The following is a 19,855-nucleotide window of genomic DNA, read 5'->3' as shown; positions in this document are numbered from 1 at the left end:
GGTTCCGCTAAACCGCGCCGCGCTGGAACGTAGGTCGTCGCAACGTGCGAGTCGCCATGCTCGCCTTGAAGCGCAGGAGCGTGTCATCGGGTGCTGCTGTCGTGCCGCCGCCTAGCATGCAGATGACCGCTCCGCGTCTCGCGCACTCACGGAGGCCCTCGAGCACGACGAGGTTGACTGATCCAGCCTCGGGCCTGGGTTCAGCTCGGCTTGCGCTGAGGTGGTAGCTGGCATCGGCGCCGCGGGCGAGGAAGATCGCTGCCGCACTCACTCCATGTGCGTCCCGAGCGGTGACCTGAAAGGCGCCCGCCCGTGCGAGCACGGCGAAGTACGGGTCGCCGAAGTGGTACAGCGGTCCAGCTCGCACCACCCGCATCGCCCGACGGTAGAAGACACCGAAGTCCGGCGTCACCGGACCTACTTGGGCGCTGACGCCATGGCGCAGTGCACGCCGCACCATCGCCCGTGCCTTTGGCTGGAAGGTGTCGAGCGGGTCGCCGTCTAGGTCCGCAATGCCGATCAGCCGCTCATCCACCACCGGGACTCGATGCCTGAGGCATTGCGCCAGCAACGCGCCGCATCCTTCCGGTGAGAGTGCAACCCGGAGCGGTCGCGGGCTAAGGGCCAGCACCTCCGCGAGTTCGATGAGGTCGCGCTCCGAAACCTGGCCGACCGGGTGAGGATAGCCGTAGACGGTGTGCATGCTGCCGTCATTCGCCCTCAAGAGCGTGAGGCGTGCGGGTCCAACGTCGACGACAACCGGAACCGAGCCCTCATGAGTCGCGCTTGCCTCGATGTAGCCTGCCTCCTCGAAGGGCCCGTTGCCCCGACACTCGAGAAGCGTCACGGGATTGCTCTGACGGGCGCGCCATGAGTCGTACGGTAGGGCGGGAAGTATCCCGGGTGAACATCTCGACGCTGACCGTAACGGCGACAGAGCTCGTCATACGCCTGTCGGTCGTACACCTGCTTGAGCCCGTTCAGGGGGAGGCGGGCCGGCCGGAAGCGCTCCTTCGCCTGCGCGACCGCGTCGCCCGGAGTGACGCCTCCACCGAGATTGTACGTCGGCACACCCAGCTCGGTGAGCCGGTGCATTGCGGACCATGCCAACCCGGCTGCGTGACGCGATCCTTCGTCCGTCGAGACGAGAAACAGGTCGTCCGCGCCATACGGGGTGTAACCCACCACCCGCACCGCTTCGACGCATCCGTTCGATTCGGCGCCGAACATCAGCACGTTGCCTGAAGCGCAGATCGCCTCCAGCGTCCGCGCGTCGTAGCGGTACTGGGGCGCCGCGCCGCGGCGTTCCATAAACGCCCCGTAGTGGGTGAACAGGAACTCGCGCAGCCGAGCCCGATCGAGGTCATGCATCCCCGGCGACCACGCCCGGAGCTCGCGCCGCCGATTCCGAGACAGGCGATCATGCAGGACGTCCAATCCGACGGTCATGTCGAGGACGTAGACGTAGGTGTTGGGATAGATCTCGTCAGGATCGACGTACGATGCGTCACCGTACAACGGGTTGAGTGCGATGTAGCCGCAGACGTAGCCCCGGCTTCGAGCGAAATCGCGGAAGCGCTGCGGGAAGTCGTGCCATTCTCCCGTGCCGACGAAGCCGGAGAACCCCGAAGGCGTGACGATGTCGACGTGCTCGTCGATAAGACGTTCGGCGATCGGGCACACCACGCGGGATCCTTGTGTTTCGCCCCGGTACAGAAACGTCCGCTGGTTCGTACTGAGGTAGTTTGCATGGCAACTCTCCCAGGTGTGAGCCCAGCCGTGGGGGAGTGTCTCCAGGGCCTCCTTCCAGCGGCCTACATCATCGAGGCCGATCACCTCTTCGTGCGTCATGCTCGCGTGCCGGGGAGTCGTAGCGCCTTGTACAACCCGCGCCCGAACGGCCCGCCGTCGTCGAAATCTGCCAGGAGGCCTCCCGCGGCGAAAGCGGCGTCCCAGTCCTCCTCGGAGAACAGACCGAGCTCGTGACGTTCGGTGAACGACTCTATACCGTGCGGTTCACCTACCAGGAAATGCTGATCGAGGATGGCCATGTCGCCATCGCGTTCGTGCCGGTACATCCACGCGAGCTTCAGATCTGGGCTGTCGTAGAAGTTCGCTACGAGGTGATCGGACCAGAATGCGGTCGGCGTGAACCAAGGCTCGATGAGCAGTACGCCGTCATCTGTGAGGTGCGAGGCCATGCGCTTGACCGTTGCAGTCAGCCGGTCGGCCGTCTTGAGATAGGCGACCGAACCAAAAAGGCACGTGATCACATCGAAGCGCCTCGGCAAGCTGAAGGAGGACATGTCCGCGTGATGGAGGGGCACGCCTGGACAGCGGGTGTGCGCCGCAGCGAGGAGATCCGGGTTGAGGTCGAGTCCCTCCACGTCGTAGGACGCGCGCAGGTGCTCCAGGTGCTGGCCAGTTCCGCAGGCGACATCCAGCAGCGTCGCGGCCTTGGGGTTGACCGCCTCGATCGCGCCACGCACATACCGGGCTGCCGCTGCGTAGTCCTTGCCGGCGTACATCACGTCGTAGAGTCGGGCCGACTGCGAATACATGCCCGGACCCTACGGCGCCAGGGGGAGGTCCACGACCTGCTCGACACTCGTCCGGGAGCTCGCAGGCGCGGCGATCGTCAGGATGGAGATCTTGACATCCAACTGAGAAGACGAGTTGTCGGTGTAATGGTTGTCCAGCTCAGATTGGCCTCGGCGTCGGTCCGCCGGGTGGAGTAGTTGGCCCCCAGGTCGGCGTAGGGCGTGCGCTGGGTGAGCACGTGCCAGACGATCAGAGTTTCGGCGACGGGGAAGATCGCCTTGCCCTCGCCGTTGCTGCCCAAGCGGCGGCGGAATCGCTGGTACTGGGGCGCCGGGGCAGGTGCTGCGGGTGCGAGTCGCGGCCCAGGCCGCCTCGACCAGGGCAGTGCGCAGCGCGGCGTTGCCGATGGACTCGTGGTTGCCCGGGCACAGCCCGGCCCACTTGTCCAGACGCGCGGCGGTGGGTGAGCGGTTTGCTTCCACGCCGATCGCGGCGAGGACCACCCGGGCCGTGCGCGGCTCGATCCCGGGGATCGTGCCCAGCAGGTCAATCGCCGCGGCGGAGGGAGCCGCCTCGGCCCTCCACCTAGGCGTCGAGGCGGTCGATCGTGGCGGTGAGGGGGTCGACGTGGTCCAGGTGGGTGCGAAATGGCAGGGCGCGATGGGCGCTGAACCGGCCTTCGAGCGCCAGCCGCAGCTCGGAGATGTTCGGGCGCATCCGCGTCAGCTCCACGAGCACGTGCGGTCGCGCTCGCCGGCGATCAGCGCCTCGATCATCGCCGGGTGGCCTTGCCCAGCACGTCGGAGACGACCGAGTCCAGCTCGATCCCGGCGTCGTTGAGCACCACTGAACCTGCTGCGTCTCTCGAGCCGCTCTTCGATGAGCTTTCTTGACATCGCGGGTCAGGTCGCGCGCCGGCGCCTTCGTCGGGGTGGGCGCGAAGCTGCCGCCCAGCAGCCCGCACCAATCCAGCCAGGCCGCGTCGGAGACGTCGGTCTCGCGCCCCGGCAGGTTGTTCACGTGCTGGGCGTTGCAGTGCAACAGCTCATAGCCCGGCTCGGCCGTCAGCACGTGCCAGACGGGTCTCCGGTACGCCCCGGTCGCCGCCAGCGCCACTGCGTCACTCCCTCGACGGCCGGCCAGGCACGCAGCTCGCGGAGCGCCGCGGTGGAGGTTCGGTACTGGGCGCATCTCCTGCTCTCGCTCGCCCCGTCCGCGGCGGGTCGCCGGACGGCCGCCCGCACGATGTCCTTGTGCACGTTCAGGCCCGCATGGATCCACGTGCACATCCACCTCGAAGGCTCCTTGCGGGCGGTCCGACGGAAACCGCCCATGGGGCCTCTGCGTGTCGTGGATCTGACCCTCGTGCTCGTACCCACAGTCCGTTGGTGCCAGGAAGGTCTCCGACTCGCGAGCCGATCAGCCGTTCAGCGCCGCCCACGACACGCCCAATCCCGGGTGTCCAAGCCAGGCCGGTGCGAGGAGGGGGTGGTGGCCGAGGGGCGCATGAGCCGCCCCGCGGAGGTCCATCTCGCGGCGTGCAGGGGACTGTCCGTGGTGCAGCCAGCAGAGGGTGGCAAGTGCACCCAAGGCCGAGTTCGGCACGTCGAGTGCGGTCGCGGCCGCGCGGATCCAGCGGAAGAGTCGCGGTGAGTGCGCTGATTCACCGGCGAAGACGCGCAGCGTGCGCTCGATCCGGGTGGAGACGTCAGCTGGTCCGTCGATGTGGGCGAAGACGTCGGCCGCGAAGTAGAACAGGTCCCACAGCGGAAGGCCCGAATGCCGAGCCGCCTCCCAATCCACGGCGGTGAAGGAGCGACCGTCGGAGATGATGTTCCAGGTGCCGAGGTCGTTGTGCTGGAGCACGGAGGGAGTCTCGGGCACTCGGTCGACCACGTCCTCGGGAACACCCAGAGGACCACCCGTCTCCACCACCAGAGCTCGCAGTCGTGCGCGTTCTGGCTCCAGTAACTGAGGTGACCGAGCCGTGTGGCGGCCCACCCGCACGATCCAGTCGGCGATCTCGTCGAGCAGTTGCCACGGACGCCGACGGAGCAGATGCACGAGCTGAGTGCCAACAGCTGCAGTTTCGACGGACGCTGTCAGGCCGTCCACGTCGAACTGGCCCAGGTGAGAGGGAGCGTGGTCAGCCACCGGCCCACCCGACGTCTGTGCCAGCGCCAGCCCTGCGGCGTCGTCGACGAACGATCGGTCATACCCCTGGACACGGCTGAACTTGACCACCCAGGCCGGTTGCTGCCCCTCTAGGACGTAGAACACGGCTCGCTGCAGGACGTCCCCTGTGCCGAGTCGGAGGATCCAGTTCCTCCCTGGTCTAACCCCTACGCGCTCGGCAGCCTGGAGGATCGCCGGCGGCCGCGACCTGTCATTGCGGGGGAGGATCAGGGTCACCAGCGCACTGGAGGGGACGAGAGCCCGGGTGGGCACGGGTAGCCGGGTGAGCTGGGCCATGCTCCGGCTGAAGGCACGGGCCAGGGGATCACGAGGAGCCGCCTGTCGGAGATAGTGCCGGAGCGCTGTGGTGGGGGTGAGCGGCAGGACCAGTCGAGGTGCCGTGGGATCGCCGCGGACGAGCAGCGGTAGCGACGTCCGCGTGAACCCCCGCATTCGAGGAGGCCGTCCCACGAGGAGGTGGGCTCGTCCCGGAAGCCGCAGCGCCTCCGCGGCGTCGCCGGTTCCAGCGATGACGAGATCTCCGGGTTCTCCCCTGTGGCCTGCCGGCTGCCTCTCGACCTCGATGCCGGCCTCCTCGAGGCCGGCGGCCATCGCCGACAGCTGCGGCCGCTGGTCGGTCCCGACGACCACCGCATGTCGGACCTGATGCGGTAGGACGAACCGGAGGTCCGCACTGCGGAGGGTCATGGTCCGGCCAATCTAGCGGCTCTGCCTCTGTCCGCCGGGCCGCGCTCTCGCTGCTGCACTGCGGCCCCCGGAAGGAGGTGGTGGTGGGTGCGCCGCCCTCGCGGTCCGGCGCCGGGCAGGCTGGCGCCCTGCGTCCGAGGCCGACGACCTCGCCGCTGGCGCGGCGTCATGTCCGCTCCGGTTCCCGGCGACCGTCCGTGGCCCGAGTTACGGCCTGTTCGTACAGCTCCATCGTCCTGGCGGCCATCAACCGGACGTCGTACCGGTTCTCGACCAGCGCGCGCCCCTTCTCACCGAGGGAGGCCCGAACGGAAGGTGCATCGGCGAGCTGCCGGAGAGCCTGGGCGAGAGCGGACGGCTGCTCCGGCGGCACCACGAGGACCGCGGCACCCAGTGCGGTGCGCACCTGGCCCACGTCGGTGGCGATGCACGGGACACCCATTGCCATTGCTTCCAGGAGAGCGAAGGGCAGTCCCTCACGACGGGAGGAGAGGCAGAAGACGTCCAGATCGTCGAGGAAGGATGCGGTGTCCGTGACCTCGCCGACCAGGGAGACGGGGAGGTCGTGAGCACGCGCCTCCAGCGTGGCTCGCTGCGGACCTTCACCTGCGATTCGGAGGCAGACCCCGGGTCTCTCACGGACGACGAGGTCGAGTGCGTCCAGGAGGACGTCGAACCCCTTCTCCCGGACGAGGCGGCCGACACTCCCGGCGACGACTGGTTGCCCTCCGCCGGTCCGCCGCCTTGCTGGCCGATCCGGCAGCGGCACCCCGTTCGGTACCACGCGTATCCGCGCTGACGGCACTCTCAGCGTCCGCACCAGCAGCTCCTGCGTCTCGTCCGAGACGGTGATCACCGTGCGCACATCGCGGAACAGCAAGGGTAGGAGCAGTTTCTGCGGTCGGCTTCGCGCGGGCTCGGGCGAGTGGACGGTGCTGAGGAAGGGAGCCCCGCTCAGCCGCGCCGCCAGCAGGCCGTAGCGGTTGTTCGCCGGCGTCGACTGGTTGACGTGGACGAGGTCGGGCCGGGTGGACCTGACCGTCCTGACCAGCCGTACGAGAGCACCCAGGTCGCCCTTGCGGCCGACGCCGTCGACGGTGCGGACCTCGACTCCGCTCGGTAGCGCTCTCAGGAGTCGCTCGGGCACCGGGCGGGGGGCCACCACGGTGGGCGTCATCCGGCCCAGGAGTTCCTGGATCAGCCGGGCCACGTAGGTCTCCGCTCCACCCCAGACAGCCGTGTGCAACACATAGGTGACCCGCATGGCGGCCACTGTTACAGGTCGCCTCCCCGGTGGCGCCTGCTCGCCATCGGGAACCCACACCCGAACAGGGCGGAACGCGTCGCGGTCCACGTGAGGTTGCCGGTCTCGGCGCGTAGCCTCAGCCCTGCCCGGGTGGCAACGGCTGCGGCTGGTCCCGAGCGCTCGCAGGAAGCGCCGGGGTGGATGAGATCGAGCACGAGGCGGAAGGCACGAGGACGTGCGGATCGTGAGCGTCTCGCCGTTCCTGCCCTTCCCCGGGATCCCGCACGCGGGCGGCGAGTTCTTTCGCAGGCATGCCGAGCTGCTGTCCGAGGACCACGACCTCGTCGTGGTCTCGCCTCGGGTCCCGGACAACGAACTCGCCTTCGAGCGCGCCCCCGAGGTGCCCTACCAGCGGCTCCTCGTCGAGCCGCGGGCACGTCGTCGTCCGCTGGCAGCGCTGGCCGCCAGAGCGGTCCCTTTCCTGGCCGCCCGGGCCTTCGCCCACGCCTGCCTGACCGACGAGCGGGTGACCGCCGCGTTGCGGGCCGCCGACCGGGTGGAGCTCCAGTGGTTCAGCTCCGTGATTCTCGCAGCACGGATCAGACGCGCCGTGCCGGACACACCGCTGGTCGGGGTCTTCCACGACGTGGTCTCGCAGGGCCACCAGCGGAGAGCGATCAGCGGACACCTCCCGTGGCGATCGCGAACAGTGGCGCTGCTCAGGTGGCTGGTCGCGATCCCCTTGGAGTGGCGTGCCATGCGGGCACTGCAGACCGCAGTCGTGCTCAGTGACAAGGACGAGATGTTGCTGAGGCGGCGCGGGGGCTCCGCCCGTGTACTGGTCGTGTCACCACCCCTGGACTCGGACGACATGCCGGATCGACTGGAGCAGGACCGGTCGATCGAACCGCGGGTGCTGTTCGTCGGCGCGCTGGGTCGGCCGGAGAACCACGACGCCGCGATGTGGTTCCTCAGGGACATCTGGCCGCGCATCCGGTCATCCGTCGCTGAGGCCCGGTTGACCCTGGCCGGTGCAGGAGCGCGTCCGTCCCTCGTCGAGCAGGCCGCCCGGCACGACGGCGTCGAGGTCACCGGATACGTTGACAGCCTCGGTCCCTACTACCGCCAGGCGTCCGTGGTGGTGGCGCCGTTGCGCATGGGAGCGGGCGTCAAGCTCAAGTGCGTCACTGCCATGTTGTGGGGCGTTCCGGTCGTGGCCACGCGGGTGGGGGCCGAGGGAGTCGACGGTCCTGGGGTGTTCTTGGCCGTCGAGGACGACGTGCGCTGCCTCGCTGACGCCGTCGTCAAGGTCTTGGGGGATCCGGCCTCTGCGGCCGAGGTGCGGGCGCGCGCTCACGACTGGGCGCACCGCACCTACTCGTCGCAGGCGTACCGGCGCACACTCAAGCGCTTGTACGACTGACGGACGCCGGAGCGGTCAGAAGTGCTTGCCCTTCAACGGGCCTCGCAGCGTCCACTCGATCGCCTCCGCGACGACGCGCTGTAGCCGGCTGCGCGCGCTGTTGTACCGACGCTCGGCGTGGCTGCCGGAACGCCCCGAGACGTCCGGCTGGGCGCGGAGGCGGACCAGGGTCGCGCCGTCCCCGAGGCCGGCCAGGACGCGACGTGCCAGGACGTGTTCGAGGAGGACTCCGCCGGGCCCGTCCACCTCCGGCCCCGCGCCGGTCAGGTAGTCCCGCCAGGCTGCCGCCGTGGCCGCGAAGAAGCGGGTGTCCATGTGGTCGAGACCCATGGCGAGGCGTGCCGCGAACGAGCAGGGTGGCAGCGTCGGGGGCAGGCAGCGGCCGAAGTTGCGGACGACGAGCCGGCCGGTGCACTTGACCCAGACTTCTTCCCCGGCGTCGTCCCTGTAGGTCGCGGCGAACTCGTCCATCATGGCTGCCTCGGTGGCACCCTTGCCCAGCGCGACCAATGAGGGATCGGGCACGGGGGCGGGCCTCAGGTGGAGGTCCTCCGGCACGGAGCCGAGTGCATCGCGCGCCAGCTGTTCGAGGTCCTCGCCGCTGTTCTCGTAGAGCACCACGGTTGCCCCGTTCGCACGAGCGATGGGCATCCAGTGGCGCAGACTCTCCACGTACTGCTCGCGTCGCTCCGCCGGGTCGCGGAGGTACAGGACACGCATCGCCTGTGGCGTCACGGTAGCCGTGAGCAGGATCTTCACCTTCGTGGTCCTTCGTCCCATCTGGTCATCCGGCCGCCACCCGCCCACGGGGTCGGGAAGTCCGGAGTGACCGCGCCAATCGATGCCCGCTCTCCCGGAGAACTGTCCGCATGTGGCTGTCGATGACGCGTGCGCGGGCGTTCATCAGGGTGGGGTACTGCGTCAGTGTGGAGAACTCGCGACGGCGTCGCCAGCGCAGGACGTGCTGTTGCAGCAGGCGCAGTTCCAGGATCGCTGGGTGCGCCGCGGTCTCCCCGTAGGCGAGTCGGAACTGTGACTCCAGGTGCCGCCGCAGCCACCTGATCGGAGGCCCCGCCACTCCGGCGACGAAAGCGGTGTCCGAGGAGACGATCGCGAGGAAGCGCGCGGCGTCGTCCTCCGGCAGTCCGACGCGCACCAGGAGTGGATCCAGCATGGTGACACGGTCCGGGTCCGTGACGACGAGGTTGTTCGGCACGTAGTCGCCGTGCAGGAGCACCCGCCCCGCTGGTACGGCGACGTCCGGGATCTCCAGCAGTGTTCTGCGGACCGCCGTCGGCAGCCGTACGCCCACCGGGCTCAGGAGTGCTCGGTCCGCCGTCACCACGTCCTGCGCGAGGCCGCCCAGGGACACCGTCCCCCCGGGGTGCTCGGCGTGCCGGTGGAACTCCCGCAGGAACCGGCCGGCGGCCGCGACCGCCCGGGCCGCCGCCCTCGGGTGCACAGGCGCCCGGTGGACGGCCTGTCCCACGGTGGGGCCCGGTACATGCTCCATCACAACGGCACCGACGTCCTCGAGCAGGGCCACCGGACGCGAGACCGAGGCGTCGCCATCGTCGCGGTACCAGCCGTGCGCTCGTCGGAGCGCCGCGAACTGGGTCTCCGCGTCCAGCGGGGGCTCGGTGTCGACGGCGTCGTCGCCGCGAGCGGGCACCTTGATGACATAGGTCGTCCCCGAGGGGGACGCCTGCACGGTGTAGAGCGAGGACCGAGCGGTGCGCATCGGCTCCGACAGGAGGGTCAACCGCTGGCCTGTGCGTTCTGTCCGGTGCAGCTCCCGAGTCAAGGACTCGAGGACCCTCTCCAGCAACGGGTCGGGATGCGCAGCGGTCACGGCAGGCGGCTCCACACGACCTCGGCGACCTCCCGCGCGACGACCTCCGGCGGCCGCTCGCCGTCGACGACCACGGCGCCGAGTTCGTCCGCGGCAGCGGTGTACAGCCGACGGAAGTCGCGGAAATCGTGCAGCTGCCACTCGTCGGCACGACGGGCGCTGTTGGTCTCCGGGGCGACGGCGAGCAGGACGGCGACGTCGGGCTCAGGGCAGATGGCTCGGAACAGGCGTCGTTCGAGCGTGATGTCCGCGCCCCGGCGGAGTGCGTACCAGTAGACGAGCTTCACCTCGGCGTCGAGGACGAAACGGTCCAGCACGAGCACGCGCGCAGTCCGTCCCTGCCAGACCCCGCGCCAGACGAGCGTGGCGTTGCTCAGGACCACAGACGTGATCCACAGGCGCTCGGCCAGCCGGACGTGGACGGGAACCGAACGACGCGTGCGACCCGGAAGAGCGGGGACCGGCTCCGGCGTGGCTCCGTCCGTCACGACCGGACGCCGCCACCGGTCGGCGAACGCCCGGAGAGGTCCGGGCAGGGGAGGGCGCTCCGTGGTCCGCACCCAGGCTCCTGCCGTGGGGACGCCGGCGTCCTCGAGCGACTTCCGCAGCCGGGCACGCTGGGTCGACTTCCCACTGCCATCAGGACCGGACAGGGACACGAGCGTCGGACGCCATCGACGCGGGACCAGACCGCGGGCCCTGGCGCTCCGCACCCCGCGCGGACCAGAGCCCACCGCGAGCAGCAACTCGGCCGTCCGGCGCGGGGACGCCCAGGCCTCCGGTGTCGCCAGACTCCGCCTGAGCATCTCCACGGGAGCCGTGAGACCCAGCCGCCGCGCGAGGTCGGCGGCGTCGTCCCACACGCGCGGACCGGACGCGGCGGCGTCGGTTGCCCGGCGCCGACCACCCGGCGTGAGCCTGCCGCGGCGGAGCAGCAGACTCTGCGCCGTCAGCACGAGTTGTACGTGCGGGGCCGGTCGGGACAGGTGGCGGAAACCGGGCAGTGGAACGGCTCCGACCATCAGTTCCGCGCCGTCGTGGCCCCGGGCCGACGCCCAGTCGTCGCCCAGCATGAGTTCCACCGTGAGGGCGCCGTGCCCGTCGAACCTCGCCCAGGTGGTGTGCCATGCGAGGAACCCCTGCTGCTCCAGGAACGAGCGCACGAGTTCCGACTGCGCGCACCGGGCCAGGAGGTCGAGGTCGCGGCCGTGTGGCGGCGGCGACCCGGTGACGAGGACAGGGGCGTCCAGCACGTCGTCGATCGCGTGTGCCACCTGCGACACAGAGCTCAGCTCGCGCACGTCACGCTCCCGCCGTCGGCGCTTCTCTCGCCGATCGATGATGGGCCACCGTGCGGGCGACGCCGCTTGGCAGGTCCACGCGAGCCGTCCAGCCCATGGCTCGCAGACGCGTGCAGTCGAGGACGACACCGCTGGCTGGGGGCGGCGGTGCTGCGTCACCTTGAGCAACCCGGACCGCGGCACGCCCGGAGGAGTCACCGTGCCGCAGCACGAGCTCGGCCAGCTCCCGGATCGACACCTGCGCCGACTCGTCGGCGACGTTGCAGGTGAGGTCGTCATCCCCGCACAGCAGGTGGAACAACGCACTCACCGCGTCACTGACGTAGGTGTACGTGCGGCGGAGGGTGCCGTCGGAGTTGAGGACGATGTCGGCCCCGTCCAGCGCCTGCCGCAGGAAGTAGGCCTGCACCCGCGGGTCGCTGAGCTCCATGCCCGGCCCGTATGTGTGCGACAGGCGCGCGATGCGGTAGGGAACGCCGTGTTGCGCTCGGTACGCGACGCACAGGTTCTCGGCCATGCGTTTGCTCAGGGGGTAGGCGCTCCGCAGATCGAGGCTGTCCATGGCGCCGAGTGCGTCCTCGGTGAGCCGGATGAGGGAGCCGACCCCCGTCTGCGGCGGCCGGCCGTACACCTCCATGGTCGACAGCAGGCAGACCGTGGCGCCGTGCGCAGCCGCGAGGGAGAGGACGTTGTCGGTGCCGGTCACGTTCGCCCGGATGACCCCCACGGGATCGGTCCGGTAGGCCACCGGGTCAGCCGGGCTGGCTGCGTGCACGACGATGTCGACGGGGACGGGGACCTCGATCGGTGTTGTCACGTCCTGGACGAGGAGGTCGACGACACCGGCGTCGATGGACCTGCCGAACAGTGCTCGGCCACGCTCCGCCCGTCGGCTGAGCGCCAGGACCCGCGAACCGTCCCGCTGCCCCAGCTCTGCGAGCGTGTGGACGACGTACTGCCCGATCATCCCGGTCGCTCCCGTGACCAGGACCGTTGCACCCGCCAGCCGGGACCAGTCCACGGGTGCCGACAGGACGATCGCGATGTCCTCCTGCACCACCGCGGTGGTCACGACAGCTCCGCTCCTACAACGCTCGAGAGCGCTCCGGACTCGACGAGCAGCCGGAATTGGAGCAGGTCGAAGTCGGTCGTCAGCTTCACGTTGCCCCGCAGGCCGGGGACGAGGTGAAGCTCGGCGCCGTAGTGCCGCATGAGGTGTGCCTGGTCGACGAACTTGCCCAGGAGCCCATCCTCGAGCGAGCGGGTGTTGACCTGGAACACCTCGCCCAGCGGAAAAGTTTGCGGTGCTTGCAGGACGTACATGAGGTCGCGCTGAGTGACTGACTCCACCGTCTGCGCCTCATCGAGGGACATGGCGATGGTCTCGAAGCAGGGGATCGCCGTGATGGCGCTGCCGCGTTCCCGTGCCGTGGCGATGTTGCGAGTGATGAGATCGGCGTTGATGACTGGACGCACGCCGTCGTGCACGAGGGCTGTGGCGTCCTCGGGCACGTTGTCGGCCAGGGCGGCTTGCACGGCGTTGAGGATCGAGTTCTGTGCCGTGACGCCGCCGGCAACGATCGCACGCACCTTTGTGACTCCGAACTCCCTCACCAGGTCCCACGCGTGCTCGATGTAGCCGGTGAGGCAGGACAGGTAGATGGCGCCGACCTCGGGATGGGACTGGAAGTGCTCCAGCGTGTGCACCAGTACCGGCTTGTCGCGAATGGTGATGAATTGTTTCGGCAACTGCGCCTTGACCATCCGCGACCCGAGACCGCCGGCGAAGACGATGGCAACGGCATCCTGCGCTGCCATCTGCCCCACCTCCCGCCGTTCCGGTGCGCCTCGTCGCGCAGGGTAGCCGCGAGCGTGGACGGTGTCGTCGTCCGAGAGAGCGAGCTCCCCAGGAGCGCTAACGCGCGGAGCTGTGCCGCTGCACCCGACGTTGTCGCAACTCCTCCATCACGACCTCGGCCAGACAAGGTAGTTCCTCGTCGTCCGGCGCCAGCTGCAGTGCCTCCCGTACGGCCGCCCGGCCGCCTGGTCGCCAGTCCGCGCCGCTCCGTACGGCTTCCAGGAAGGGCGGGATGTCGTCCATCTGCTCCACGATCAGATCGGCGGCGATGTCCGTCATGTACGGCTCGCTCAGTCCGCGCCCGTCGACGTAGTCGGCGATGTCGGGGCAGAACAACAGCAGAGGTCGATCGAGACCGAGGTACTCCACCCAGACGCTGGAGTAGTCGCTGATCATGGCACTGCTCGCGCCGATGAACTGATAGAGCGTCATTCCGGCGGCGAAGACGTCGTCGGTGGTGATGACTCGGAGGCCACTGGCCTCGTATCGGTCTGCATCCAGTGGGTGCGGCTTCACCACCAGACGTACCCCTGCCGCCGCGGCGAGCTCTGCGAGGGTGGACACGGCGTCACGGCCGTTCCCAGCCTGGTCGGACAGTGCCGGAGCGTCCTGCCAGACCGGCCCGGACCTGCCGTTGGAGGACCGATACGTCGGCATCCACAGGACGAAGGACGAGGTCAGGTCCAGGCGCTCCAGGGCGGCTGGAGGAGGGGGCGTTCGCAACGCGACCTGCCGGGGATTGCCGGTCTGTACGAGGCGGGCGTGGGGGACACCGAGAGAGATCGCCGCTGCGTGGGCCCACAGGGGCGTATCGCAGGTCATCAAGTTGAAGGGGATGCTGGCGGAGAAAACGACGTTGTCGTTCGCCTTCGGACCAAAACCGTGCCACAGGTTGACGACGAGCTTGCGCCGCGTCAGGTCCGGCGAACCGTAGAGGCCGTGGGTGAACAACAGCACGCTTGCTCTGCTGGCTCGCCAGATCCCGCGGGCGGAGTTCTTGCCGACGATCTCAACCGGGGCTCCGCGGGGATCGGCGACGGCCAGGTACCTCGCCGCCGCCAAGGGGTCCCCGGCGAGGAGGGTCACACGCAGCGGCGTCCTCTCGGCAAGTTCGACCGCGGCGAACAGGCTGTTCTCCTCGTGGTCCGGCCAGCCATAGACACAAGCAGCCTCTCTCGGCGTCAGGCGGGAGCCAAGGACGCGATGCACTTCTCTCGACAGCCAGCGCACGACCTGCGCCCTCACAGACCCCGCCCCACGGCGAGAAGCTGTTGATGGCTGGCGGGGTGAGGACACTTCAGATGCACACCGCGTACGCGCCATCCAGGAGACCTGCCTTGCTCGGGGCGAGACCCCGTCCGGTCACTTCACCGAGCCTCCCGGTCAGCGGGCCAGTGATGACTTGAGCGGGGTTTGTCCGGTCCGGAGGATATGACGAGAGTGCGCTGTTGTTGACGGTCACCGCTGTGGGAGCAGGCCACCGTCGGCGACTCGACGTCTCATCACGCCTGGCCGGGGACTGACCGGCCACTCGGCACTGAGGGGCGTCGGGCGGTTCAGCCCGACGCCGGGGCGAGGTGCCCGGCAGGGCAGTCGAGTGGTGGGATCCACATCACTCCGCCAACCCGGTCGCACCGGTTGTCCGCGTCACTACGGGCTGGCGAGCGGCCTTCAGCCCCACGGGCCCGGATCCCGAGGGATCACCCGGGTAGGGGTGACGACGAGTGGCGGCCGCCGGGACGTGGCTCACCTACGAAACATCAGCAACCCACACCCAGGAGGGGGCCTCGGTGTACGTGATGCTGATCGTCCCCCCGGGTGGGACGCGAAAGGTGCCACCGGTGACTCCTGTCGCTATTCCGTTCAAGTGGACGGCGCTGACGATGCCGCCATTGACGAAGACCTGCACCGGAGAACTGAATGAATTGGTCAGGGCGGTCGCAGAGGCGGGAACGGCTGGGGCCGGGATGTCTTGGACCCAGTTGCCGGAGAAGCACGTCTGACAGAAGCCGTTCAGGGGTTGGGTGACCTTGATGGGGTGGTTCGTGAAGCCGGTGACCTGGACGAGGGCCGGGCTGTTCGGATTCGGCGCCACGGCAACGAACTCGCTCGAGATCTCCACAGGGCCCAGGGTGACAGGGCCGATCGTCGCGGCCGGCAACGCGGCGACCGGCCCCAGGTCCGGACCCTGCGCCCAGGTGGCCCACGCCCAGTACCCGCCGAGGATCCGTATGCCGCCGCAGGACTTCAGCGCGAGCATCTGCTCCGTGACGTACTCGATGGGCGAAGCGATCATCGTCAACTGGTTGAATCCGACGTTCAGGGTCGTGGCGGGGTCCTGGAGGATGCCGTACCGGGAGAACCCGAGATGCGTGCGGATCAAGCTGCAGTTTGTCGTGCCGCCATCGGCTTCCAGGAAGACGGAGGAGCGAGCGTTACCGTCGAGCGCGCAGTCCAACAACGACAGGTCGTTCTTGTTTCCCCTGGCGATGACCAGTCCGTCGTAGTTCCCGCTGAAGGTGCAACGTGTGAACGAGACGTGGTCAGCGTCGACACCGAAGCAGGACCCGCTGGCGAACCCCTCCGCGTAGAGGTCCTCGGCGAACGACTGATGTGTGTTCGGACCACGTGAAGCGCCGGGGGCGGCTCCGAACAACACGCCGACACCGCTTGCGGTGCTGTGTCCGTACAGGGCAAGCCCTCGGACGCCGACGTAGCTGGCGGACACCTTGATGAGGGCGATCAACGACTCCTGCGTGGTAGAGGTCGTTGGTCGGATGACGGTCCCGTACTTCGCGTTGGCGTCCTTGTCACGACTCCATGAGCCTTGGAGGTGGACGTTGCGGTCGAGATCGAGGGTCCGCGACAGCCGGTACGTCCCTGGGCGGAAGACGAGAGTTCCGCCGTTCGGCGCCGCATCGTAAGCCGCCCGGATGGTGGCGTAGTCGTCGTTGCCGCTGGGGGCTGGCGCCACCGTCAACCCCGCGCGGAGTGCGGTGACTGCGTCCTCTACGTCTTGATGGGTGGCAGGAGGCCAGGCCATGTAGTGGTCCCCTCAGTCGTGGCGTCCCCACGGGTCGGTGGGGGTCCAGCGGCCGGCAGGCAGCCATTCGCGTGGCGGTGTCGCTGTGTGTCTCACCGGCGGGCTGCAGCAGACCAGTCCCACGAGTGCCACCCCCGTGGCGGTGAGGAACCGGCGCCGCGTGATGGTCACGCCTCCACCGACCAGGCACGCATGCTGAACCCGGTCCCACGCATGCGGTGGGCGTTCGGCGCGGCGTTGGTCGAGGACAGGCCACCCGCGGCCAGGCGAGCGAGGGTGGGGGGCGTCGCGTGCATCGGCATGGCAGACCAGGGTGCTGACATGACGTGGCTGGTGCCAGGCGCCACAGGCGTCGACCGGTGCTGCCTCCCGGAAGGCGGACGTGGGTCGACCGCTCCCATGGTGTCGTCGAGGACGTCGGCGGCCACGTGATCCCGAAGGTCACCACCGGAGGACAGCCCCGAGGTCATGGATGCTCCCCATGGCGGCGTCCGGTGTGCCAGGGGCTTGGGCACGGGCACGTCTCCGTTTCCTATGGCGGTGCCGCGAGGTGGCCGGGTGGTGGGTGGCCGGTGTCGACGTCGCTGTTACGGCGACAACGTAGGCGCGGATCGTCTTGGGCGGATCGAAGCGGAGCGCCCCGGTCGAGGCAGCGCGCCGAGGAGCCACACCCATCGCGAGCAGGGTCGTGGCCCTGCCGACGGAAAACCGAGTCGCGTCGACGTCCCGACAGCCGATACCCGAGAACGAGGGAGCCGGATGCCTGCATCGACGTCACGAGTGCCCTCGATTCCAGGCGTCATCAGGACCCAGGCGTCCCGTCCTGCACGGTGGCCTCTTGCCAGCAAGCATCATCTTGTTCGTCGAGTCCGGCCGGATGCCTAGAGGGGACGCATGTTCAGTTTGGCTCACCTGCCGTATCCCGAGGACCCGCCAGCCATCGACAACGGCAGCGCCGTGATGACCGTCATCCGGGGCCTCATGACGGCCGCCGGCGACGCCGACGGCTCTCAGGCCATCCTCACTGGCTTGGGCACGCGTCACGATCTCCCGCTCACCGTGGTCCCTTGTCTCCGTGGCGGTCGAGTTGTGAGCCTGCCTGCCCGAACCGCGGACGTGGTCACGGGACGAGTACTCGGTCGGCGCTTGGTCACCGCGCACGTCTATGAGCCCCTTGCGCCCGTACCGCCGATCGAGCGACTGATCGTCCACAACCGGCCTGGCGCGGTCCTGGCCCCCGTGCCTGCTGCACGTCGCTTCCTGTACTGCCACAACGACGTCTTCGGGACATATGGACGGCGGGAGACGGAACGCATCCTCAGGCGTTGCGAAGCGGTCATCGCCGTCAGTGAGTACCTGGCGGACCGGATGCCCCGGTCCACGTCGGGGACGAGGGTGTTCCCCTTGCTCAATGGCGTGGACACCGACGAGTTCACTCCGGGCCGGCAGGTCGATCGACCGAGCATCGTCTATGTCGGTCGAGTCATACGCGAGAAGGGCGTTCACGTCTTGATCCGCGCAGCAGCCCTCCTCGGCCACCTCGATTTTCAGGTGGTCATCATGGGCGGCTCGAAGCCTGGTCGAGAGCTCACGCGATACGAGCGCCAGCTCAGGCGTCTGGTCACCTGTCACGGTATGGAGGACCGAGTTCTCTTCCACGGCAGAGTCGAGCGATCACGCGTACCGGAGATGCTGCGGCGTCATCACGTCATCGTCGTTCCATCCGTCTGGCCCGAGCCGTGCTCGCTCACCCTCGCCGAGGGCGCGGCGAGCGGTCTCGCATGCCTGGCCTCCCGAGCGGGAGGCCTGCCGGAGGTGGCCTCAGGCTCGGCTCTGCTGCACGAGCCCGGGAACGAACGAGAGCTGGCCGAGCACCTCGAACACCTGATCAGTGATGACCGAGAGCGCCGCCATTACGCGGACATGGCCCTCACCCGGGCCAGGGAACTCAGTTGGCGGCACCAGTTGCAGCAGTTCAGGCGTGTCGTGACCGACTCGTAGTCCTGCCGCACGCCGAGGCGGCGCCGTGATCGCTCGGGGTCGTGTCGACACCTGTGCTTGTTCCCGACCGTCTTGTTCGAGTGCTCCCAGGCATCGCCCCTTGGGCGTGGTTCCGAATAGCAGCCGCAGAAAGCGGATGGCCGCCGAGCGCTCGTAGCCCGCCCGAGCCCGCGGTCGTTCTCTCCTGATGTCTCGGCGGCATGCCGAGGCCAAAGATGAGGAACAGCGTCACCAGCAGGTTGAAGCTGCCCCAGGTGGTCTCGAAGAGCGAAGTCCACGCGAACGCCACGAGGCCGGCGAGTCCGGCCAGCCGCCAGGTCTCGTCAGTGGCGCGACGCCGCCACATGGCCCCCCCCGCGGCCCACAGGAGGCCGCCGAACAACACGAGTCCGATGAGGCCGTACTGGAAGAGTACCTGTAGGTAGTTGTTGTGGGGGTGTGCGAAGTCGCCCAGGGCGCCGAGGTGGCGGGCAGTGGCTTGACTGAAGGGCTCGCCCCCATATCCGATGAGCCAGTTGTCAGAGACGGTACGAAGTGTCCCCGCCCAGAGGTCGATGCGGATCGTATTGCTTGAGTAATTGCGGTCGGTCAGCGTGGTGAGACGTTCCAAGACGCCGAGATCCCCCGGCAGGATGAGCACGAGCGTCGGTACGAGGAGTGTCGCGAACACCAACCCGTGGAGGAAGCGCCGACGCCACAGCGGGCTGTTCAGGAGGATCACGCCGGCGCTCACGATGACGCCCAGCCAGGCGCTACGCGTGTAGGTCAGCAGGAGGAAGGTCCCGCCCAGGCACGCCATTGCCGCGGCCGTGCGACGTCTGTTCGTCAGGACGACCGCCAGTAGGACCAGTGACAGGAGGATTCCGAACGTGACGGGACTGTACGCAGTGCCGAAGGGCCTGTACTCACCCGTTGCAGTGTTGTACGAGAACGGCGGAGTCGTGTAACCCAGCGCGAGCAGTTCCGGTAACCCTGCAACCAACTGCCAGGCTTCGACTGCGCACATGAGCACCAGTGAGTACGTCAACCCGAGACGGATGCTGGCCCGCAGGCGGTGTTGGGTTGCCAGCCTGAAGAGCACCAGTCCGCCCACGAGCGGAGCCAACTCCGCTTGAGCCAGGGGTAGCGAGAGCCCAGCCTCGAAGTACTCCAGCCATATCATGCGGCATGCCACCCATGCGGCAAGCCCTAGTGTCCACCATTCCACGGATGTCAGGCGAGCCTGATGCGATCGTGATCTGTACAGCCACCCGCAGGCGAATATCAAGCAGAGCAGTAGTTTCGGGGTCTGCGGCCCCGAGGGGATGAGTTCGTGAGGGATGAAGGCGAACGGCAGAAAGGCCACAGTCAGCGTCAAGAGCGGCGCCTCCCCCACCAGACCACGGAGACGCCGGACGCCGGGGCGCGCATGGATGCTGAGCGTCAAGGTGACTCCTCGAGCGGGGCTGACACCAGATCCTAGGGGACCTCGAAGCACCGCCTGTGAGGATTGCGGCCACTCGCCCGGATGGGGGGCGATCCGGAACGTCGCTGTGTTGACCCGACGGGCACCGTAGCGGCCGACGTGGAGACTGCGGTCTCCCCCTCCGAGGTGGTCGGGGTCCAGCGCCTGCTCACTGGGTCGGTCGGTTGACCACCAGGCGGACGACGGCATCGGCAGGCCCCCAGGGTGAGGGTTTCGGCCGGCGCGCGGGTGAGTACTCGTGC

Annotated in this window: 19 protein-coding genes; 3 read left to right on the top strand and 16 right to left on the bottom strand. The window is 68.6% G+C overall.

The genetic code is table 11. From position 1 onward, the window contains the following. Positions 1 to 7 precede the first annotated feature (7 nt). From CRP39_RS22670 to CRP39_RS22650, 6 genes are all read right to left on the bottom strand, one after another. The gene (locus CRP39_RS22670; protein ID WP_143426741.1) at positions 8 to 703 is read right to left on the bottom strand and encodes a hypothetical protein; all 696 of its coding nucleotides are present in this window, start codon (positions 701 to 703) and stop codon (positions 8 to 10) included. A 140-nt stretch (positions 704 to 843) separates the two neighbouring features. Further along, entirely contained in the window at positions 844 to 1,851 is a 1,008-nt protein-coding gene (locus tag CRP39_RS22665; RefSeq protein ID WP_143426740.1) for a hypothetical protein, read from the bottom strand. Beyond that, entirely contained in the window at positions 1,848 to 2,561 is a 714-nt protein-coding gene (locus CRP39_RS22660) for a class I SAM-dependent DNA methyltransferase (RefSeq protein ID WP_097208663.1), read from the bottom strand. Before CRP39_RS22660 ends, CRP39_RS22665 begins: the two co-directional genes overlap by 4 nt. Before the next feature lie 9 nt (positions 2,562 to 2,570). Further along, positions 2,571 to 3,074 carry a transposase gene (locus CRP39_RS28415; protein WP_425432567.1) on the bottom strand — a complete coding sequence of 168 codons (504 nt, stop codon included), beginning with the start codon at positions 3,072 to 3,074 and terminating at the stop codon, positions 2,571 to 2,573. A gap of 52 nt (positions 3,075 to 3,126) precedes the next feature. Further along, the gene (locus CRP39_RS26510) at positions 3,127 to 3,657 is read right to left on the bottom strand and encodes an IS110 family transposase (protein WP_143426739.1); all 531 of its coding nucleotides are present in this window, start codon (positions 3,655 to 3,657) and stop codon (positions 3,127 to 3,129) included. Positions 3,658 to 3,960: 303 nt separating this feature from the next. Next, positions 3,961 to 4,953, bottom strand: coding sequence for a protein kinase family protein (locus CRP39_RS22650; RefSeq protein ID WP_143426738.1), 993 nt, complete (start codon positions 4,951 to 4,953; stop codon positions 3,961 to 3,963). Positions 4,954 to 5,193: 240 nt separating this feature from the next. Between CRP39_RS22650 and CRP39_RS22645 the strand changes: the two genes are divergently transcribed. Next, the gene (locus CRP39_RS22645) at positions 5,194 to 5,391 is read left to right on the top strand and encodes a hypothetical protein (RefSeq protein WP_097208660.1); all 198 of its coding nucleotides are present in this window, start codon (positions 5,194 to 5,196) and stop codon (positions 5,389 to 5,391) included. Between the two features lie 199 nt (positions 5,392 to 5,590). On the opposite strand, the gene CRP39_RS22640 is transcribed toward CRP39_RS22645, so the two are convergent. Beyond that, positions 5,591 to 6,688 carry a glycosyltransferase family 4 protein gene (locus tag CRP39_RS22640; RefSeq protein WP_143426737.1) on the bottom strand — a complete coding sequence of 366 codons (1,098 nt, stop codon included), beginning with the start codon at positions 6,686 to 6,688 and terminating at the stop codon, positions 5,591 to 5,593. Positions 6,689 to 6,914: 226 nt separating this feature from the next. Between CRP39_RS22640 and CRP39_RS22635 the strand changes: the two genes are divergently transcribed. Continuing rightward, complete coding sequence (locus CRP39_RS22635) at positions 6,915 to 8,093, top strand: glycosyltransferase (RefSeq protein ID WP_143426736.1); 1,179 nt, start codon at positions 6,915 to 6,917, stop codon at positions 8,091 to 8,093. A gap of 15 nt (positions 8,094 to 8,108) precedes the next feature. Here the strand turns inward: CRP39_RS22635 and CRP39_RS22630 are convergent, their stop codons facing one another. The 8 genes from CRP39_RS22630 to CRP39_RS28175 form a co-directional block, all read right to left on the bottom strand. Beyond that, positions 8,109 to 8,852 carry a hypothetical protein gene (locus tag CRP39_RS22630; protein ID WP_143426735.1) on the bottom strand — a complete coding sequence of 248 codons (744 nt, stop codon included), beginning with the start codon at positions 8,850 to 8,852 and terminating at the stop codon, positions 8,109 to 8,111. A 25-nt stretch (positions 8,853 to 8,877) separates the two neighbouring features. Continuing rightward, the gene (locus tag CRP39_RS22625; protein WP_143426734.1) at positions 8,878 to 9,834 is read right to left on the bottom strand and encodes a phosphotransferase; all 957 of its coding nucleotides are present in this window, start codon (positions 9,832 to 9,834) and stop codon (positions 8,878 to 8,880) included. 107 nt (positions 9,835 to 9,941) lie between these two features. Continuing rightward, on the bottom strand, positions 9,942 to 10,328 hold the full coding sequence (locus tag CRP39_RS26505; RefSeq protein ID WP_143426733.1) for a nucleoside/nucleotide kinase family protein: 387 nt from the start codon (positions 10,326 to 10,328) through the stop codon (positions 9,942 to 9,944). Between the two features lie 919 nt (positions 10,329 to 11,247). Further along, entirely contained in the window at positions 11,248 to 12,318 is a 1,071-nt protein-coding gene (locus CRP39_RS22615; protein ID WP_097208654.1) for an NAD-dependent epimerase/dehydratase family protein, read from the bottom strand. Further along, positions 12,315 to 13,064, bottom strand: coding sequence for an IspD/TarI family cytidylyltransferase (locus CRP39_RS22610; protein ID WP_143426732.1), 750 nt, complete (start codon positions 13,062 to 13,064; stop codon positions 12,315 to 12,317). Before CRP39_RS22610 ends, CRP39_RS22615 begins: the two co-directional genes overlap by 4 nt. A 97-nt stretch (positions 13,065 to 13,161) precedes the next feature. Then, positions 13,162 to 14,349 (bottom strand): CDP-glycerol glycerophosphotransferase family protein, encoded by a 1,188-nt coding sequence (locus tag CRP39_RS22605; protein ID WP_172442587.1) that lies wholly within the window; start codon positions 14,347 to 14,349, stop codon positions 13,162 to 13,164. Positions 14,350 to 14,854: 505 nt separating this feature from the next. Continuing rightward, on the bottom strand, positions 14,855 to 16,078 hold the full coding sequence (locus tag CRP39_RS22600; protein ID WP_097208651.1) for a right-handed parallel beta-helix repeat-containing protein: 1,224 nt from the start codon (positions 16,076 to 16,078) through the stop codon (positions 14,855 to 14,857). A 236-nt stretch (positions 16,079 to 16,314) separates the two neighbouring features. Continuing rightward, positions 16,315 to 16,449 carry a hypothetical protein gene (locus tag CRP39_RS28175; RefSeq protein ID WP_260180712.1) on the bottom strand — a complete coding sequence of 45 codons (135 nt, stop codon included), beginning with the start codon at positions 16,447 to 16,449 and terminating at the stop codon, positions 16,315 to 16,317. Between the two features lie 592 nt (positions 16,450 to 17,041). On the opposite strand from CRP39_RS28175, the gene CRP39_RS22590 reads away from it, so the two are divergent. After that, complete coding sequence (locus CRP39_RS22590) at positions 17,042 to 18,148, top strand: glycosyltransferase family 4 protein (RefSeq protein ID WP_097208649.1); 1,107 nt, start codon at positions 17,042 to 17,044, stop codon at positions 18,146 to 18,148. Here the strand turns inward: CRP39_RS22590 and CRP39_RS22585 are convergent. Further along, positions 18,123 to 19,574 (bottom strand): O-antigen ligase family protein, encoded by a 1,452-nt coding sequence (locus tag CRP39_RS22585; RefSeq protein ID WP_172442586.1) that lies wholly within the window; start codon positions 19,572 to 19,574, stop codon positions 18,123 to 18,125. The genes CRP39_RS22590 and CRP39_RS22585 overlap by 26 nt on opposite strands. Positions 19,575 to 19,855 lie beyond the last annotated feature (281 nt).

It is taken from the genome of Geodermatophilus sabuli, from assembly GCF_900215145.1.
Taxonomy (GTDB): Bacteria; Actinomycetota; Actinomycetes; order Mycobacteriales; family Geodermatophilaceae; genus Geodermatophilus; species Geodermatophilus sabuli.
This window is presented reverse-complemented; position numbering and strand designations above follow the sequence as displayed.

Bases quoted from the DNA above. Each gene is read 5' to 3' on its own strand.
- CRP39_RS22670 (WP_143426741.1), bottom strand. From the start codon at position 703: ATGCACACCGTCTACGGCTATCCTCACCCGGTCGGCCAGGTTTCGGAG.
- CRP39_RS22665 (WP_143426740.1), bottom strand. From the start codon at position 1,851: ATGACGCACGAAGAGGTGATCGGCCTCGATGATGTAGGCCGCTGGAAG.
- CRP39_RS22660 (WP_097208663.1), bottom strand. From the start codon at position 2,561: ATGTATTCGCAGTCGGCCCGACTCTACGACGTGATGTACGCCGGCAAG.
- CRP39_RS22640 (WP_143426737.1), bottom strand. From the start codon at position 6,688: ATGCGGGTCACCTATGTGTTGCACACGGCTGTCTGGGGTGGAGCGGAG.
- CRP39_RS22625 (WP_143426734.1), bottom strand. From the start codon at position 9,834: ATGCGCACCGCTCGGTCCTCGCTCTACACCGTGCAGGCGTCCCCCTCG.
- CRP39_RS22610 (WP_143426732.1), bottom strand. From the start codon at position 13,064: ATGGCAGCGCAGGATGCCGTTGCCATCGTCTTCGCCGGCGGTCTCGGG.
- CRP39_RS28175 (WP_260180712.1), bottom strand. From the start codon at position 16,449: ATGCCGATGCACGCGACGCCCCCCACCCTCGCTCGCCTGGCCGCGGGT.
- CRP39_RS22590 (WP_097208649.1), top strand. From the start codon at position 17,042: ATGTTCAGTTTGGCTCACCTGCCGTATCCCGAGGACCCGCCAGCCATC.